Source organism: Yersinia rochesterensis (assembly GCF_003600645.1).
Lineage (GTDB): Bacteria > Pseudomonadota > Gammaproteobacteria > Enterobacterales > Enterobacteriaceae > Yersinia > Yersinia rochesterensis.
Genome location: NZ_CP032482.1, coordinates 2,012,484 through 2,029,345 on the forward strand (window position 1 = coordinate 2,012,484; position 16,862 = coordinate 2,029,345).

Consider the following 16,862-nt stretch of genomic DNA (forward strand, 5'->3'; position numbering starts at 1 on the left):
GCTGTCAGAGCCCCGGCCAATCAGGCCGGGGTTTTTTTATGGCTTACGGGCGATTAAGACCGCTCTGAGTGGGGCTGGGTAACCTTCGACGGTTTTAGTGGGATCATTGGGGTCGAGGAATTCAGCTAATGACTCGCTGGTCATCCAATCTGTACGGCGCTGTTCATCGGTGGTGGTCACCGCCATATCGGCGATTCTGACATCGACAAAACCGCATTTTTCCAACCAAGCTTTTAGGGCCGGGGCTGACGGGATAAAGTACACATTCCGCATCTGAGCATAACGGTCACCGGGCACCAATACTTGCTGGCTATCACCTTCGACCACTAAAGTCTCAAGCACCAATTCCCCCTCACTGACCAACTGATTTTTAAGCTGATAAAGGTGGTCCAGCGGCGAGCGACGATGATACAGCACGCCCATGGAAAATACGGTATCAAAGGCCGCCAATTCCGGCAATTGTTCAATACCCAGCGGCAGCACATGGGCACGTTGGTCGCCGCCCAGCAATTTGCGAATGGCTTCAAACTGACATAAAAACAGCTGCATTGGGTCGATACCCACGGCCAAATGAGCACCTTCGCCAATCATGCGCCATAAGTGATATCCGCTACCGCACCCGACATCCAGAATAGTGCGGCCCGCCAGTGGGCTAATGTGCGGCAATACCCGCTGCCATTTCCAGTCGGAACGCCATTCGGTGTCAATATCTAACCCATACAATGAGAATGGGCCTTTGCGCCAAGGCATCAGCGCGCGCAACATATTTTCCATCCCCTCTCGCTGGCCAGCTGAAATCGGTGGCGACATTTCTGCTCGCACACCTTCGCGCAAATCCAGTGAGGTCGGGGTGAACTGCGGCAAGTGCTCAACGGCGTTAAACCAAGTTTTAAACTTACCGTGTAATGACTCGCGCTGCCAGGCACTGAGCTGGGCGGGCAGGGTATCTAACCATGGACTCAGCGGGCCTTTGGCAATCAGCCGGTAAAAATCGCCAAATTCAATCATTGAGCCTCTCCCGCTTTCAGGGCAATTAATGAACCAAAATTAAAACATTGGAACCAGACTTCTGCGTGTTCGAAACCGGCTTGGTGCAGACGGTTTTTATGGGTTTCAACTGAATCCGTCAGCATGACATTCTCCAGCATGCTGCGTTTTTGGCTAATTTCCAGTTCGCTGTAACCATTCGCGCGTTTAAAATCGTGGTGCATGTTGAACAATAACTCGCCAATATCGTTATCTTCAAAGTTGAATTTCTCAGATAGCACCAAAGCACCACCTGGGCGTAGCCCTTGGTATACCTGATTGAGCAGCCGCTGGCGATCTGCTGGCTCAAGGAATTGCAGAGTAAAGTTAAGCACCACCATTGAGGCATTTTCGAGCTGAATATCCAAAATATCGGATTCCACTACTTCCACCGGTGTTTCGGCGCGGAAAGCATCGATATGACGGCGGCAACGCTCGACCATCGCCGGTGAGTTATCCACCGCAATAATTTTGCAGCCTTCAGCTTTAATATTACGGCGCATTGACAGTGTAGCCGCCCCCAGCGAGCAGCCGAGATCGTAAATCTGGCTATTGGGCTGCACAAAACGCTCCGCCAACATACCTATCATTGAGATGATATTGGAATAGCCAGGCACCGATCGGCTTATCATATCAGGGAAGACTTCAGCGACCTTTTCGTCGAAAGTCCAGTCACCTAACTGGGCGATAGGGGCAGCAAACAAGCTATCACGCTGTGGCGCTGCTGGCCCAGACTGATGCTGCGCATCGTTTAAAGATTGAGTGTCGCGTTTTGGCATGGCTGTCATTAGCATTAAGTAAGGAATGAAAGGAACAAGAAATTTAAGGCGCATATTATAACAGAAAACAGAACAGATGAGCGGGATAAAGCGCGTGTGAATAGCAGATAGCTGAGGGGGCACGAAGGCGGCAGTTAGCCGCCCGAATAAACAAGGTTCCAGCCAACTGGCTGTTGGAACCGATAAGGTAACACCAACGGGCTGATTAGGTCAGACTGAAAATCTGGTCCCAAGGCAAATAATAAATATTCGCAATAATCATCAAAATCAAAGAAACATAGGTGGCACTCATTCCAGAGCGACGCCAGCGAATTTCGCGATGACGTAAACCATAATAATGTAGCAGGCGGCCAACTATCAGCATTAATCCACAGATATGAAGCATCCATGTCTCAGCGCCGTTCATTTCCATCATAATGAGTAAAATGACAGCAATAGGGATGTATTCTACGGCGTTGCCATGCACGCGGATGGCGGTTTGTAATTCATAAAACCCACCATCGCCGTAAGCGACTCGGTACTGATGTCTCAATTTAACCACATCAAATGAAAGCTTGATCAATAACAGTGCGCCCAACACAACATAAAGCGAGCTAACCATTTTCAACTCCATTGCCCAACCATAGACTGGCTCAATGATGATAACCGCCTACCGGGCTACTGTCGCTAGAAAAATGGCGGGAATCACATTTCTTGATACTCGGTTTAGTGTTGGGAAAGATGCACTTGCGAAAAATTGATAGACATTACTTGCTGATGGTAATGCATTCGGCTGAAAAATGTACAAACAGACCTAAAACAGAGTATTTTGCTCTGGCCAGTCAGGAGCAGGGGGTAAAGTGGTAATGACGGTGGCTAATTGTTGCCAAATCTTTTGCGCCTGCTGGGGGGAGTCACTGTTATCTGGCGTATGAATGAAAACATAGGGTTGATATTGCTGTTCCCACAGCGGCAGTTTTTGTAGCCAAGGCGCAAATAGCGCTAAATTATCATCTAATTGATCGCCACCAATAAAGCGCACTAATGGTTGATGGCCGGTGACGATAGCATGTACCGGCAGGCGCGGTTTCTTGCTTTGTGCATCCCGAATGGCTTCTGTGTGGGGTTTGGCTGCATGAATAGGGCGGCTATCGAGCATCACTCGGTTAACGGCTCTCTGGTGTAAACCCTGATTGAGTGCGCGTTCTGCATCCCCTTTGGCAAAAAATTCTGGGTGGCGAACTTCCACGCCATAATGGAAACCTGCGGGTAATTTATCGAGAAATTGCCATAAACGGCTTAGCTCATTTGGTCCGAAAGCTGCGGGCAACTGTAACCATAATTGGCCAATACGGCCATGCAGGGGAGAAAGGCATTGGTAAAAAGCTTGTAGCTCTTTATCGCAATCGCGCAGGGCCGCCTGATGGCTGATTGTCGCGGGGAATTTAAAACAAAAACGGAAGCTTTCGGGCGTCATATCGCGCCAGCGTTGCACAATCTCCAGCCGTGGCAATGCATAAAAAGTGGTGTTCCCTTCAACACAGTTAAAGTAGCGGCTATAATCCGCCAAGTCCTTGATACCCAGCCGGTTCCAGGTTGGGTGGTGCCATTGCGGCAGTCCAATATACATCTTTTACCCTTCTTACTTGGCGCTACAGCGTTGTTAGCTGCATTCACGCACCCGAATCACTGACTGCCCGTTGACCTTAAAATAAATAGACTCATTGGGATTTATTCATTTGCTGCCTAGCTGTAACCCCAATTAATTTGGGTAAACTTTCTTGACGTTGCCGCGTTGTTAGCGGCGGTGAGTTTATAACGTTATGCACCCAGCGCCGCAATAATTTCCGTGCTGCTGCGTACGCGGGAGATGCGCGGGAAGATTTTTTCAACCGCAAACTGCTGCATCTCACTGTTGGCGGTGCTGCAACCATCTTCGGCGATGACTAGTTCATAACCGTGTTCCCAGGCGGCGCGGGCGGTGGATTCGACACCAATATTGGTGGCAATTCCCGCTAACACGATAGTTTTGATCCCACGGCGACGCAGTTGTAAATCCAAATCGGTGCCGTAAAACGCGCCCCATTGATGTTTCACCACTTTAATGTCGCTCTCTGTGACCGCGAGTTCCTCAGGGAAAGTCCACCACGACTCAGGTAAACCACCGGCTGGGCTTGGACTTGGCTGGTCGACCGGTTGTTTCAGTGCTTCAGCAAATGAATCTGACCAACCTACGCGCACGAAAACCACTGGGGCACCGAGCTGACGAAATCGTTCTGCCAGGCGAGCATTGGTCGCGATAACTTGTTCGGCACTGTAAGGGCCTTTGGCGTAGGGTAAGATCCCCTGCTGCAAATCAATCAATACCAGCGCGGTGTTTTTTGCATCAAGTTTCATGGTGTTATGCCTCGATATCATTGGGGGAAATTCCGAGTGACAGACTTAATCTGCTGACCAGTTTATGCCAACATATGTTATCGGGTAGCCCCGGTGAGGGGATAATTTTGTTAAATGATGTGTGAAAACAGCGTTGAAAGAGATTTTGTCGTGCCTGAGCGGTACGTTCGCTCTTATCTATGCCATGAATTTCCTTTATAATGACTCACTTTTTTCAACACTTTTTAATCCAGAATACCTAAGAAAACAGCCGCACGGACAGTGCATAACGCGTGCGGCATCGGCTGAGTAAAAGGATATCGTATGCGTACTGAGTATTGCGGGCAGTTGAATCTGTCCCATGTAGGCCAAGAAGTGACACTTTGTGGTTGGGTTAACCGTCGTCGTGATCTCGGTGGCCTGATTTTTATTGATATGCGCGACCGTGAAGGCATTGTTCAGGTATTCTTCGATCCCGATCATAAAGCCGCTTACGAACAAGCTTCTGAACTGCGTAATGAGTTCTGTATCCAGATTACTGGTACCGTGCGTGCGCGTCCTGACAGCCAAATCAATAAAGATATGTCTACCGGCGAAGTGGAAATTTTCGCCAATACATTGAATATTATTAACCGCTCAGAGCCGTTGCCACTGGACTCTAATCAGACCAACAGTGAAGAGCAGCGCCTGAAATATCGCTATCTGGATCTGCGTCGCCCTGAGATGGCCGACCGCCTGAAAACTCGCGCAAAAATCACCAGCTTTGTCCGTCGCTTTATGGACAGCCATGGTTTCCTTGATATTGAAACCCCGATGCTGACCAAAGCAACGCCAGAAGGCGCTCGTGATTATTTAGTGCCAAGCCGCGTACATAAAGGCAAATTCTATGCATTGCCACAGTCACCGCAGCTGTTCAAACAACTGCTGATGATGTCTGGTTTTGACCGCTATTATCAGATTGTAAAATGTTTCCGCGATGAAGATTTACGTGCTGACCGTCAGCCAGAATTTACCCAGATAGATGTTGAAACCTCTTTCATGACCGCCGATCAAGTGCGCGAAGTGATGGAGAAACTGGTGCGCGAATTGTGGCAGGAAACCAAAGGTGTGGATCTGGGTGATTTCCCAGTAATGACCTTTGCTGAAGCTATGCGCCGTTACGGCTCTGATAAACCAGACTTGCGTAATCCAATGGAATTAGTGGATGTTGCGGATCTGGTGAAAGAGGTTGAATTTAAAGTCTTCTCTGGCCCGGCCAATGATGCCAAAGGCCGCGTTGCTGCCTTGCGTGTACCGGGTGGCGCACAGGTAACGCGTAAGCAAATTGATGAATACGGTCAGTTTGTCGGCATCTATGGCGCGAAAGGTTTGGCATGGTTAAAAGTCAATGACCGCGCGGCGGGCGTTGAGGGTGTACAAAGCCCAATCGCAAAATTCCTTAGTGCAGAAGTGTTGGAAGCTATTTTGGCTCGCACTCAAGCTGAAAGCGGCGATATTCTATTCTTCGGGGCTGATAGCTATAAAATTGTGACTGATGCCATGGGGGCATTGCGCCTGAAAGTGGGTCGCGATTTGGCGTTGACCAAGCTGGGTACATGGGCACCGCTGTGGGTTGTGGACTTCCCCATGTTTGAAGATGACAGCGAAGGTGGTCTGACTGCAATGCACCATCCGTTCACTGCGCCGAAAGACATGAGTCCTGAACAGCTAGCCGCGGCACCGACTAACGCCATCGCCAATGCTTACGATATGGTCATCAATGGTTACGAGGTTGGTGGTGGTTCCGTGCGTATCCACCGCACTGAAATGCAGCAGCAAGTGTTTGGTATTCTGGGTATTAATGAACACGAACAGCGCGAGAAGTTTGGCTTCCTGCTGGATGCATTGAAATACGGCACACCGCCACATGCGGGCCTGGCTTTTGGTCTGGATCGCTTGGTTATGCTGTTGACCGGTACTGATAATATCCGCGATGTTATTGCTTTCCCGAAAACCACGGCGGCCGCTTGTCTGATGACTGACGCGCCAAGCTTTGCTAATCCTGCTTCACTGCAAGAGCTGTCTATCAGCGTTGTGGCGAAGAAAGGAGCAACGGATAGCGCGGAAGACGAGAGTCAGTAATGAATTATATATACCCAATAGATTTCAAGATGCAGGAAGGCGGCAAGCAAGAGAATCCCGATGAGCTTATACCGATAAGTGATTCGGATGATTGAGCGCAGCCAACACACCTGCAGTTTGAAAGATGACGGGTATAAACGCCCCGAATCAATACTGGCGGTCATCTACGTCAGAAAAAGTGGTCGGGTGTTGATGCTGCAACGGCGTGATGATCCTGATTTTTGGCAGTCGGTCACCGGCAGCCTGGAAGGTGATGAAACTCCGTTGCAAACTGCACAGCGTGAAGTAAAGGAAGAAGTCGGCATTGATATACTGGGTGAAAATCTGGAGCTGTTCGACTGCCAGCGCTGTGTGGAATTTGAACTCTTTGTGCATTTGCGCCGTCGCTATGCGCCGGGTGTTACACATAATAAAGAACATTGGTTCTGTGTGGCGTTACCCGAAGAGCGAGATGTGGTGATTACCGAACATCTTGCTTACCAGTGGTTAGATGCTGCGGATGCCGCGGCATTGACTAAGTCCTGGAGCAATCAGCAAGCGATTGAAGAGTACGTTCTTTATTCAGTCTAATTAGGCTATTTTGGAGAGACTTATGGCAGGTCATAGTAAATGGGCCAACACAAAACACCGCAAAGCGGCACAGGATGCCAAGCGCGGTAAAATTTTCACTAAAATTATCCGTGAGCTGGTAACAGCAGCCCGTCTGGGCGGTGGTGACCCCGGTGCTAACCCGCGTTTGCGTGCGGCTATCGATAAAGCGTTGTCGAATAACATGACGCGCGACACCCTGAACCGCGCCATTGCCCGCGGTGTGGGCGGTGATGACGATAACAACATGGAAACCATCATTTACGAAGGCTATGGCCCAGGCGGCACTGCCGTGATGGTTGAATGCTTGAGTGATAATCGTAACCGTACCGTATCTGAAGTTCGCCATGCATTCACCAAAACAGGTGGTAATTTGGGGACGGATGGTTCTGTTTCTTATCTATTCACCAAAAAAGGTGTTATTTCATACGCACCGGGTTTAGAAGAAGATGCGGTGATGGATGCGGCACTGGAAGCTGGTGCTGATGATATCGTGGTCTATGATGACGGTGCTATTGATGTCTTTACCGCTTGGGAATCTCTCGGGGCGGTGAAAGATGCACTGGATGCCACGGGTTTAGTCGCCGAAGGCGCTGAAGTTTCTCTTATCCCATCAACTAAAGCTGATTTAGATGCAGAAACTGCACCAAAACTGCTGCGCTTGATTGATATGCTGGAAGATTCGGATGATGTGCAAGAGGTTTACCATAACGGTGAAATCTCTGATGAAGTGGCAGCAACCCTGTAATTCAGTGTGATTTTAGGTCTATTGCCGCTTGAAATATGACGGCTATAACACTGGCCGCGTTTTGTGGCCAGTGTCATTAGAAGCACTAAACAAGGTGAATAAACTGGTATGGCGATCGTATTAGGCATCGATCCCGGTTCTCGTGTCACCGGTTATGGCGTAATCCGCCAACAAGGTCGCCAGCTTACTTATCTGGGTAGCGGCTGTATTCGCACTGTCGTTGACGATATGCCGACTCGCCTGAAGTTAATTTATGCAGGTGTCACTGAAATTATCACCCAATTTCAACCCGACTTTTTTGCTATCGAACAAGTGTTTATGGCGAAGAACCCGGATTCAGCATTAAAGCTGGGTCAGGCGCGTGGGGCGGCGATTGTCGCGGCGGTAAACCTGAATTTGCCGGTTTCCGAATATGCGGCTCGGCAAGTTAAACAGACTGTGGTCGGCACCGGAGCGGCAGAAAAAAGCCAGGTTCAGCACATGGTGCGCTCACTGTTGAAACTCCCTGCGAACCCTCAGGCTGATGCCGCCGATGCATTGGCCATTGCTATAACCCATTGTCATCTTAGCCAAAATACCCTGCGATTGGGTAATGACCAAATGGTGTTGGCTCGTGGCAGGCTCCGTTGACTGGTATTTTAATGCGAGCAGGTTAACTGTTACTGTAAGCTGGATATCCATCCAGCATTTTTTATGCTATAAACAGGCATTATGTTTATACCCGAATGTGGGTAAACGAGGAGAAAGTCAACGTGATAGGGCGCCTCAGAGGTATCATTCTGGAAAAACAGCCCCCCTTGGTGCTGCTGGAAACAAACGGCGTTGGCTATGAAGTCCAACTGCCAATGACCTGTTTTTATGAGCTGCCAGAATTGGGGCAGGAAGCCATTATCTTTACCCAGTTTGTGGTGCGCGAAGATGCCCAACTGCTGTACGGCTTCAATGATAAGCAAGAACGGGCGCTGTTTCGTGAGTTGATAAAAGTGAATGGTGTGGGGCCAAAACTGGCACTGGCCATTCTCTCCGGCATGTCAGCACAACAGTTTGTGGCGGCGGTTGAACGGGAAGATATCACCACTCTGGTGAAATTACCGGGTGTCGGCAAGAAGACAGCTGAGCGCTTGGTTGTTGAAATGAAAGACCGCTTTAAAGGTCTCAATGGTGACTTGTTCAATAATACCGGTGATATTCAATTACCTGCCAGTAGTTCGTCACAAATCTCTGATGCCGATATCGAAGCAGAAGCCGCTTCTGCGCTGGTGGCTTTAGGTTATAAACCCCAAGAAGCTAGCCGTTTAGTGAGCAAAATTGCTAAACCGGGCGCTGATTGTGAAACCCTGATCCGTGATGCTTTGCGTGCCGCGTTATAGAATGAATAGGGTTTTAAGATGATTGAAGTAGGGGTCTAAAATGATTGAAGCAGACCGCCTGATCTCTGCGGGTGTTATCAGTGATGAAGAGAGTATTGATAGGGCTATCCGCCCGAAGCTGTTGGCAGAATATGTCGGGCAGCCCCATGTCCGCGAGCAAATGGAAATCTTCATTCAGGCGGCGAAACAGCGCGGTGATGCGCTGGATCATGTGCTGATATTTGGCCCTCCGGGACTGGGAAAAACCACATTGGCAAATATTGTTGCTAATGAAATGGGGGTGAATCTGCGTACCACCTCTGGCCCGGTATTGGAAAAAGCGGGCGACTTGGCTGCTATGCTGACCAATCTTGAGCCGCACGACGTATTATTCATTGATGAAATCCATCGTTTATCACCCGTGGTTGAAGAAATCCTCTATCCGGCCATGGAAGATTATCAACTGGATATCATGATTGGAGAAGGCCCGGCGGCGCGCTCAATCAAACTCGATTTACCCCCATTTACCTTGATTGGCGCGACGACCCGTGCGGGGTCATTAACTGCACCGTTGCGTGATCGATTTGGTATTGTGCAGCGCCTTGAGTTTTATCAAGTTGCTGATTTAGAACATATCGTCACCCGCAGTGCCAAATATTTGGGGCTGGAACTCACTCCTGACGGGGCACATCAATTAGCCCGTCGCTCCCGAGGGACACCGCGCATCACCAACCGCTTGTTACGGCGCGTGCGTGATTTCGCTGAGGTCAGGGCCGATGGCGCTATCAACGGCGATGTGGCGATGAAAGCGCTGGATATGCTGAATGTCGACGCCGAAGGTTTTGATTTTATGGACCGCAAACTCTTGCTGGCTGTTATCGATAAATTTATGGGCGGCCCAGTGGGGTTGGATAACTTGGCGGCGGCAATTGGTGAGGAGCGGGAAACCATTGAAGACGTGCTGGAGCCGTATTTAATCCAACAAGGCTTTATCCAGCGGACCCCCCGTGGGCGCATTGCCACCAATCATGCTTATAAACATTTTGGTATCATCCGCGCAGAGTAAGCCTCTTTGATGCAGGGCTGCGCTGGTGCCAGCCCTGATCGCGCTATTCTTAGGCGACTGTTTTCTCCGTGGTCGATGTATTAATCATTTGGTTAAGCCATGGGATAAGTAGTGCCATAACCAGCGCAATTACCAGTGTGACCATGCCAATTTTACCAAACACATCCGTGTAGATAGGTAAGGTTTCAAGTGGATCAGTCATGCCCTCAGGTGTCGCGGTAAAGGTTGCAACGTAGCCGCCAATCAGGAATGAGGCAGCCTGAGTCAAGAACCACATCCCAAGAATAAACCCCATTAAGTATTGTGGCACTAAAGCCGCCACCATCGCTAAGCCAAGGGCGCTTATCATCAACTCCCCCAAGCTCTGGAATAAATAAACCAGAACAATAAACCAAGGTGATGTTAGACCTTGTGCATCAGCGAACCACATTCCGGCCGCAGCCGCAGTCAGGAAACCCAGCGAACATAAAAACATCCCTAATGTAAATTTTGCGGGCATGGATAAGTCACGATTTTGGCTGCCCAACCGAGTATAAATTGAGGCCAAAATGGGGCTGGCGACCACCACCCAGAATGGGTTAAGCGCTTGGAAACTAACTGGATTAATGCTGAAGCCGAGGATCTCATGATGGACATTATTGATAGCAAAGAAGTTAAGCGAAGTCGGCATTTGTGCATATAAAACGTAAAATACGATAGCTTCAATCATCAGAATGAAAGCAACAAACATTTTATTACGGCCCAGTTGGTCCTGCTTCGATGCTTCTCTGAAAAAGATAAAGACGACGACCAGTGACAACGCGATTAGCACCAAATTGGCAATGAACACATGATTCATCAACCAGGCGCAGACACATATCATCACTGCGCTGCCCAGCAGCACCAATAGCAGATTGCGCCAATTTAAGGGTTTTGTATCGGGTTCAGAACCAATATGGCGCACCATATGACGACAGCAGAAGTAGACCAGCAGGGCAAAAATCAAACCAATGCCGCATAAGTAATAGGTCACGGTATAACCAAAACGTTCGGCTATAACCGGTGCCAGTGAAAGTGACACTAAGGAGCCGATATTGATCGACATATAGAATAGAGTAAAGGCCCCGTCCAACCGAGGATCTTTCGGCGGATAACATTTAGATAATAAGCTGGCTGGGTTGGCTTTGAATAAACCATTGCCCACAGCAATAGTTCCTAAAGCAAAGAAAATCAGGTTCGGTTGGTACAATGATAAACCGGTGGCGAAATATCCCAACGCCAGCACTACCGCCCCCAAGACCATGGTGCGTTTAGTCCCGAGTAGATGGTCACCGACATATCCACCGATGGAAATTAGGCCATAAACCAAAGCAGCAAAAGCACCAAAAGTGACAAATGCTTGTTCTTGCGAGAACCCAAGCTGTTTAACGAAGAAAACAGCCAGAATACCTTGTACACCGTAATAACCGAATCTCTCCCATAACTCGACAAAAAAGATCATAAAGAACGGTTTAGGTTGCTGAAGTAAACCTGTGGGGGTGGATCTTTCCATGATAAGTCGCCTCTGTGCGAATGGTCATTCGGCGTAAATTGAGAGCGTACAAAGCCCATGCAGAGACGAGTTAAGAATCGGCATAATCAATATATTGCTCAATGTTTGAAGTATTATGCAGGGTATTACACTGCATATATATTGTATTTGTGGTTGATCACACTAATTAAAATATAAAAAACAGAATTGATGGTTATGGGAAGTGATGGGCAAAATAGGGGAAGGGGTTAAGAATGGGGTTTATTAATATAAACCCCACTTAACAATTATTACCCGCGCGCTTTTTGTGACAGACTCAGGATGAACATCACAGCGGCACAAAGAACGACGGAAGGGCCTGCCGGGGTGTCATAGAAAGCAGAGAAAGTTAAACCGCCTGTCACCGCGACAATGCCAATACCAATTGCAATTCCGGCCATTTGTTCTGGTGTCCGAGCAAAGCGGCGAGCAGCAGCGGCTGGGATTATCAGCAAGGAAGTGATAATCAATGCACCGACGAATTTCATCGACAACCCTATGGTCAGTGCGGTCACTAGCATCAGCAACATCCGAACGCGCTCTAAATTTACACCGTCCACATGGGCCAGCTCCGGGCTGATGGTCATTGATAGCAATGATCGCCATTGCCAGCACAATATCCCCAACACCACGACCACTCCAGCGGCAATGAGCCAGATATCACTCAGAGTCACGGAAAGCAGGTCGCCAAATAGATAGGCCATTAAATCGACCCGCACATTATGCATCAGGCTAACCACCACCAGACCCAAAGATAATGCGCTATGAGCCATAATCCCGAGCAGTGTATCGACAGCTAATTGTGGGCGGCGTTCTAACCACACCAGAATGAGTGCTAGCGCCATGGTCATTGCTATCACGGCATAGAATGGGTTCACATCGAGCAATAAACCGAAGGCAACACCCAGTAATGATGCATGCGCTAGGGTATCGCCAAAATAAGACATCCGCCGCCAGACGACAAAAGACCCCAGAGGGCCGGCTGCAGTAGCCAGCAACACACCGGCTAACCAACCAGGCAACAATAATTCAATCATGCGTCCCGGCTCCCACTGTTTTTCAAAATAATCTTTCCGTGCAAATCGTGGCGATGATTATGGTGATGGCGGTAAACCGCTAATTGCTCTGCTCCGCGATTACCAAACATGGCGATAAACTCAGGATGAGTTGAAACCACTTCTGGTGCACCGGAGCAACAAATATGTTGGTTAAGACATAATACTTCGTCAGTTTTGGCCATTACTAAATGCAGGTCATGGGAAACCATCAAGACGGCACAGCCGAGTTCTCGGCGTAACTGTTCAATTAAGTCATACAGTGCTAATTGACCATTAACATCAACACCTTGCGTTGGCTCATCTAACACTAATAACTGCGGCCGATTTAATAATGCACGGGCCAAGAGAACACGTTGATTTTCACCACCGGACAGTTTTTGCATCGGCTGGTCTAATAGATGCGCCGCGTGAACTCGTTTAAGAGCGGGTAAAATATCCGCTTTTTTAACACCCGGTTTCAAGCGCATAAAGCGGCTGACTGTTAGCGGCAAGGTGGCATCCAGATGAAGCTTTTGTGGAACATAGCCAATGCGCAAACCTGACTCACGAACAAGAGTGCCACTGGTGGGGGCAATTAACCCCAACACCACGCGAACCAGTGTTGATTTGCCCGCGCCATTTGGCCCAAGCAGAGTGAGAATTCTCCCCGGACGCAGTGAAAGGGAAATATCATTTAATACCCGCCGACTACCAAAAGTGACGGATATTTTATTTAGTGTGACCAATGTGGGCATTATGATTACGTTTGCAGAACCGACTGAATGTTATAATATTACGCCTTAGCGATCAAAACGTCGAGAGTTCATATTATGTTACATAAAAACAAGTGGTTGAAGCGGGCAATTTTGGGCAGTGCAATTTTAGCGGCCAGCCCATTTAATATTGCCTCCGCTGCGGTCGTTACATCAGTGCGTCCGTTAGGTTTTATCGCCGCAGCCATTGCTGATGGTGTATTACCCACCGAAGTCTTACTGCCCGATGGCGCATCGCCACATGATTATGCTTTGCGTCCATCAGATGTCCAGCGGTTACGCAGCGCTGACCTGGTTATTTGGGTTGGGCCGGAAATGGAAGCATTTTTAGCAAAACCGTTAACGCAAGTTACTGATAATAAAAAGATAGCCTTGGCACAGCTACCGTCAGTTACACCTTTGTTAATGAAAGGTGATGAAGAGGGGGGTAATGAAGGGGCAGATGAAAGGCATGATCATGATCATGCGAAAGATAATCATAGTGACGAGCACCACCATGGTGGATATAACATGCATATTTGGTTGTCCCCAACCATTGCCAAACAATCGGCAATTGCTATTCACGACAGATTATTGGAACTTATGCCACAAAATAAGGACAAACTAGATGCAAACCTGCGCCGATTCGAGGATCAACTAGCGCAAAATGAAAAAAATATTGCTACTATGTTAAAGCCTGCCCAAGGTAAGGGATACTTCGTTTTTCATGATGCTTATGGCTACTTTGAAAAACATTTTGGCTTGAGCCCATTAGGGCATTTTACAGTCAATCCCGAAATTCAACCTGGTGCGCAGCGTTTACATCAAATTCGAACACAGTTGGTTGAGCATAACGCGGTATGCGTTTTTGCTGAGCCACAATTCAGGCCAGCCGTCATTAATGCTGTCGCCAAAGGAACAGACGTGCGTTCAGGCACCTTAGATCCTTTGGGGAGTGGCATAGTATTAGGCAAGGACAGCTATGTGGACTTTATGTCTCAGTTGTCGAACCAATACGTGAGCTGCCTGAAGTAAGATTAAAAGGATACTCATAAGTGCAGCAGATAGTCCGAACTATCACTTTGGCGTATAACAATCTCCCTCGACCCCACCGCATTATGCTGGGGTCGTTGACTGTAATGACACTGGCCGTAGCTGTTTGGCGGCCTTTTGTTTATCATTCGGAGCACGAACCTGTTGCTAAAAGTGTTGTATTAGATACCAGCCAAAGCCGTGTTTTACTCCCCGAAGCCAGTGAGCCTATTGATCAGCCAACCCCTGATGATGAAATCCCACAAGACGAATTAGATGCTAAAGATGTCAGTGAAAGTGGTGTTCATGAGTACGTGGTCTCGACCGGCGATACCCTTAGTACCATTCTGACCCAATATGGCATTGATATCTCCGATGTTTCGCTGTTGGCAACTCAAAATCGTGATTTGCGAAATCTGAAAATCGGGCAACAAATCTCTTGGACAGTCAACGACACCGGTGATTTGCAGCGCCTGACATGGGAGGTTTCTCGTCGTGAAACCCGCACCTATGACCGTGTAGGTAATAATTTCAAAGAAACAAAAGAGTTACAGAAAGGCGAGTGGACCAATGCGGTTCTCACCGGTCGGCTCGACGGTAGTTTTGTTACCAGTGCCAAAAAAGCCGGTTTGACGGGCGCAGAGATTCGCGCTGTGACAAAAGCATTACAATGGCAGTTGGATTTTGCCAAACTGCGTAAAGGTGATCAGTTCTCGGTGTTGATGTCCCGTGAAATACTTGATGGCCGCAGTGAGCAAAGCCAACTGGTTGGGGTGCGTATGCGTTCTGGCGGTAAAGATTATTACGCCATCCGTGCCGATGACGGTAAGTTCTATGACCGGCTTGGTTCTGGTTTGGCGCGTGGTTTTATGCGTTTTCCTACCATGAAGCAATTCCGGGTCTCGTCTAACTTTAATCCTCGCCGCATTAACCCGGTAACCGGGCGCATTGCACCGCATAAAGGGGTGGATTTTGCGATGCCAGTGGGTACCCCAGTGCTTGCTGTCGGTGATGGCGAAGTGGTTATTGCTAAACGTAGCGGGGCTGCGGGTAACTATGTGGCTATTCGTCATGGCCGCCAATACACCACCCGTTACATGCATTTGAAAAAATTACTGGTGAAACCAGGCCAAAAAGTGAAACGTGGTGATCGTATTGCCTTGTCGGGTAACACCGGCCGCTCCACAGGCCCGCATCTGCATTATGAATTCTGGATGAACCAGCAAGCCGTTAACCCATTGACCGCTAAGTTACCGCGTTCAGAAGGGCTGAGCGGCAAAGACCGCAGTGACTATCTGGCTATTGCGAAGCAGGTCATTCCGCAGCTGCAACTGGATTAATAGCTCGCCGGTAGTCATGAATTTATGCTACCGGCGTGTTTATACCCAGCGGTATATTATTATCCCACCGCCCATTCCAAGAGTTTCCCATGCATAAAGAGAAAAACGACGCAGCTGGTTTTATTCCGGTATTTAAGAAATCTTTCCTACATCCCCGGTTTTGGGGGGTATGGTTAGGTGCTGGGGCAATGGCGGCTATGGCTTATGTCCCACCGAAATTCCGTGATCCATTATTGGCCGGGGTGGGGCGTCTTGCGGGTAAATTTGCCAAAAGTGCCCGTCGTCGTGCCCGCATTAACCTCCTTTATTGTATGCCAGAGCTGCCAGAGGCAGAGCGCGAACATATTATTGATCAAATGTTTGCGACCGCAGCGCAGCCTTTAATGATGATGGCCGAGCTGTGTTTTCGTGACCCAAAGAAAGTGTTATCGCGTGTTCACTGGCACGGGTTGGATATTCTTGATGGCCTACAGCAGCAGGAGCGCAATGTTATTTTGTTAGTGCCCCATGCATGGTCGATTGATATTCCCGCCATGCTGTTAGCTGAACAAGGTAAGCCGGTTGCTGGTATGTTCCATCACCAACGAAATCCATTAGTCGATTACTTATGGAATAGCGCGCGCTTGCGGTTTGGCGGGCGCATTCATGCACGTGAAAGTGGCATTAAGCCGTTTATTAGCTCAGTGCGTCAGGGTTTTTGGGGATATTATTTACCCGATGAGGACTATGGCCCTGAGCAAAGTGAGTTTGTTGATTTCTTTGCGACCTATAAGGCGACATTACCGGCAGTCGGGCGGTTGATGAAAGTTTGTCGTGCGGCCATTGTTCCCATGTTTCCGGTTTACAATTATCGTGAGCACCGCCTTGATATCTATATTCGTCCGCCAATGGATGATTTGGCCGATGCCGACGATGCTTATATTGCGCGCCGAATGAATGAAGAAGTTGAGTTGTTGGTTAAACCGAATCCAGAACAATATACCTGGATTCTAAAACTGCTGAAAACCCGGCGAGAAGGCGAGATAGAGCCGTATGTTCGTAAGGATCTCTAAGGTCGGTCATTGAGTAAAGGCCGACAGTTGAATGTAGTTGAATAGAGACAACAAAAAGCCCGCTATTA

17 protein-coding genes are annotated in these 16,862 nt (G+C 48.6%); 9 read left to right on the forward strand and 8 right to left on the reverse strand.

Features of this window, described 5'->3' with window-relative positions:
- Positions 1-36 precede the first annotated feature (36 nt).
- The 5 genes from cmoB to DXZ79_RS09490 form a co-directional block, all read right to left on the reverse strand.
- The gene (gene cmoB, locus DXZ79_RS09470) at positions 37-1,008 is read right to left on the reverse strand and encodes a tRNA 5-methoxyuridine(34)/uridine 5-oxyacetic acid(34) synthase CmoB (protein WP_038633394.1); all 972 of its coding nucleotides are present in this window, start codon (positions 1,006-1,008) and stop codon (positions 37-39) included.
- Positions 1,005-1,805 carry a carboxy-S-adenosyl-L-methionine synthase CmoA gene (gene cmoA, locus DXZ79_RS09475; protein WP_038633391.1) on the reverse strand — a complete coding sequence of 267 codons (801 nt, stop codon included), beginning with the start codon at positions 1,803-1,805 and terminating at the stop codon, positions 1,005-1,007. Before cmoA ends, cmoB begins: the two co-directional genes overlap by 4 nt.
- Before the next feature lie 205 nt (positions 1,806-2,010).
- Positions 2,011-2,406: an MAPEG family protein gene (locus DXZ79_RS09480; protein ID WP_038633388.1), complete on the reverse strand. Its 396-nt coding sequence runs from the start codon at positions 2,404-2,406 to the stop codon at positions 2,011-2,013.
- A 192-nt stretch (positions 2,407-2,598) separates the two neighbouring features.
- A complete protein-coding gene (locus DXZ79_RS09485; protein WP_038633385.1) occupies positions 2,599-3,414 on the reverse strand; it encodes a DUF72 domain-containing protein in 816 nt (271 codons plus the stop codon).
- Positions 3,415-3,605: 191 nt separating this feature from the next.
- Positions 3,606-4,181 (reverse strand): hydrolase, encoded by a 576-nt coding sequence (locus DXZ79_RS09490; protein ID WP_145510149.1) that lies wholly within the window; start codon positions 4,179-4,181, stop codon positions 3,606-3,608.
- Between the two features lie 303 nt (positions 4,182-4,484).
- On the opposite strand from DXZ79_RS09490, the gene aspS reads away from it, so the two are divergent.
- The 6 genes from aspS to ruvB all read left to right on the forward strand — a co-directional run bounded on the left by aspS (position 4,485) and on the right by ruvB (position 10,032).
- Positions 4,485-6,281 carry an aspartate--tRNA ligase gene (gene aspS / locus DXZ79_RS09495; protein WP_038633379.1) on the forward strand — a complete coding sequence of 599 codons (1,797 nt, stop codon included), beginning with the start codon at positions 4,485-4,487 and terminating at the stop codon, positions 6,279-6,281.
- An 87-nt stretch (positions 6,282-6,368) separates the two neighbouring features.
- Positions 6,369-6,851: a dihydroneopterin triphosphate diphosphatase gene (nudB, locus tag DXZ79_RS09500; RefSeq protein ID WP_120011236.1), complete on the forward strand. Its 483-nt coding sequence runs from the start codon at positions 6,369-6,371 to the stop codon at positions 6,849-6,851.
- Positions 6,852-6,873: 22 nt separating this feature from the next.
- Positions 6,874-7,617 (forward strand): YebC/PmpR family DNA-binding transcriptional regulator, encoded by a 744-nt coding sequence (locus DXZ79_RS09505; protein ID WP_038633376.1) that lies wholly within the window; start codon positions 6,874-6,876, stop codon positions 7,615-7,617.
- 108 nt (positions 7,618-7,725) lie between these two features.
- Positions 7,726-8,247 (forward strand): crossover junction endodeoxyribonuclease RuvC, encoded by a 522-nt coding sequence (ruvC, locus tag DXZ79_RS09510; protein WP_004390700.1) that lies wholly within the window; start codon positions 7,726-7,728, stop codon positions 8,245-8,247.
- A gap of 122 nt (positions 8,248-8,369) precedes the next feature.
- A complete protein-coding gene (gene ruvA, locus DXZ79_RS09515; RefSeq protein WP_038633373.1) occupies positions 8,370-8,987 on the forward strand; it encodes a Holliday junction branch migration protein RuvA in 618 nt (205 codons plus the stop codon).
- Between the two features lie 40 nt (positions 8,988-9,027).
- On the forward strand, positions 9,028-10,032 hold the full coding sequence (gene ruvB / locus DXZ79_RS09520; protein ID WP_038633370.1) for a Holliday junction branch migration DNA helicase RuvB: 1,005 nt from the start codon (positions 9,028-9,030) through the stop codon (positions 10,030-10,032).
- A 49-nt stretch (positions 10,033-10,081) separates the two neighbouring features.
- On the opposite strand, the gene dtpB is transcribed toward ruvB, so the two are convergent.
- From dtpB to znuC, 3 genes are all read right to left on the reverse strand, one after another.
- Positions 10,082-11,563, reverse strand: a complete 1,482-nt coding sequence (gene dtpB / locus DXZ79_RS09525; RefSeq protein ID WP_038633366.1) for a dipeptide/tripeptide permease DtpB — start codon at positions 11,561-11,563, stop codon at positions 10,082-10,084.
- A 269-nt stretch (positions 11,564-11,832) separates the two neighbouring features.
- Positions 11,833-12,618 (reverse strand): zinc ABC transporter permease subunit ZnuB, encoded by a 786-nt coding sequence (znuB, locus tag DXZ79_RS09530; RefSeq protein ID WP_038633364.1) that lies wholly within the window; start codon positions 12,616-12,618, stop codon positions 11,833-11,835.
- Positions 12,615-13,373, reverse strand: coding sequence for a zinc ABC transporter ATP-binding protein ZnuC (gene znuC / locus DXZ79_RS09535; protein WP_038633361.1), 759 nt, complete (start codon positions 13,371-13,373; stop codon positions 12,615-12,617). Before znuC ends, znuB begins: the two co-directional genes overlap by 4 nt.
- 75 nt (positions 13,374-13,448) lie before the next feature.
- Between znuC and znuA the strand changes: the two genes are divergently transcribed.
- The 3 genes from znuA (at position 13,449) to lpxM (ending at position 16,794) form a co-directional block, all read left to right on the forward strand.
- The gene (znuA, locus tag DXZ79_RS09540; protein ID WP_038633358.1) at positions 13,449-14,405 is read left to right on the forward strand and encodes a zinc ABC transporter substrate-binding protein ZnuA; all 957 of its coding nucleotides are present in this window, start codon (positions 13,449-13,451) and stop codon (positions 14,403-14,405) included.
- 20 nt (positions 14,406-14,425) lie between these two features.
- A complete protein-coding gene (mepM, locus tag DXZ79_RS09545) occupies positions 14,426-15,742 on the forward strand; it encodes a murein DD-endopeptidase MepM (protein WP_038633355.1) in 1,317 nt (438 codons plus the stop codon).
- Positions 15,743-15,831: 89 nt separating this feature from the next.
- Positions 15,832-16,794 carry a lauroyl-Kdo(2)-lipid IV(A) myristoyltransferase gene (lpxM, locus tag DXZ79_RS09550; RefSeq protein WP_038633351.1) on the forward strand — a complete coding sequence of 321 codons (963 nt, stop codon included), beginning with the start codon at positions 15,832-15,834 and terminating at the stop codon, positions 16,792-16,794.
- Positions 16,795-16,862 lie beyond the last annotated feature (68 nt).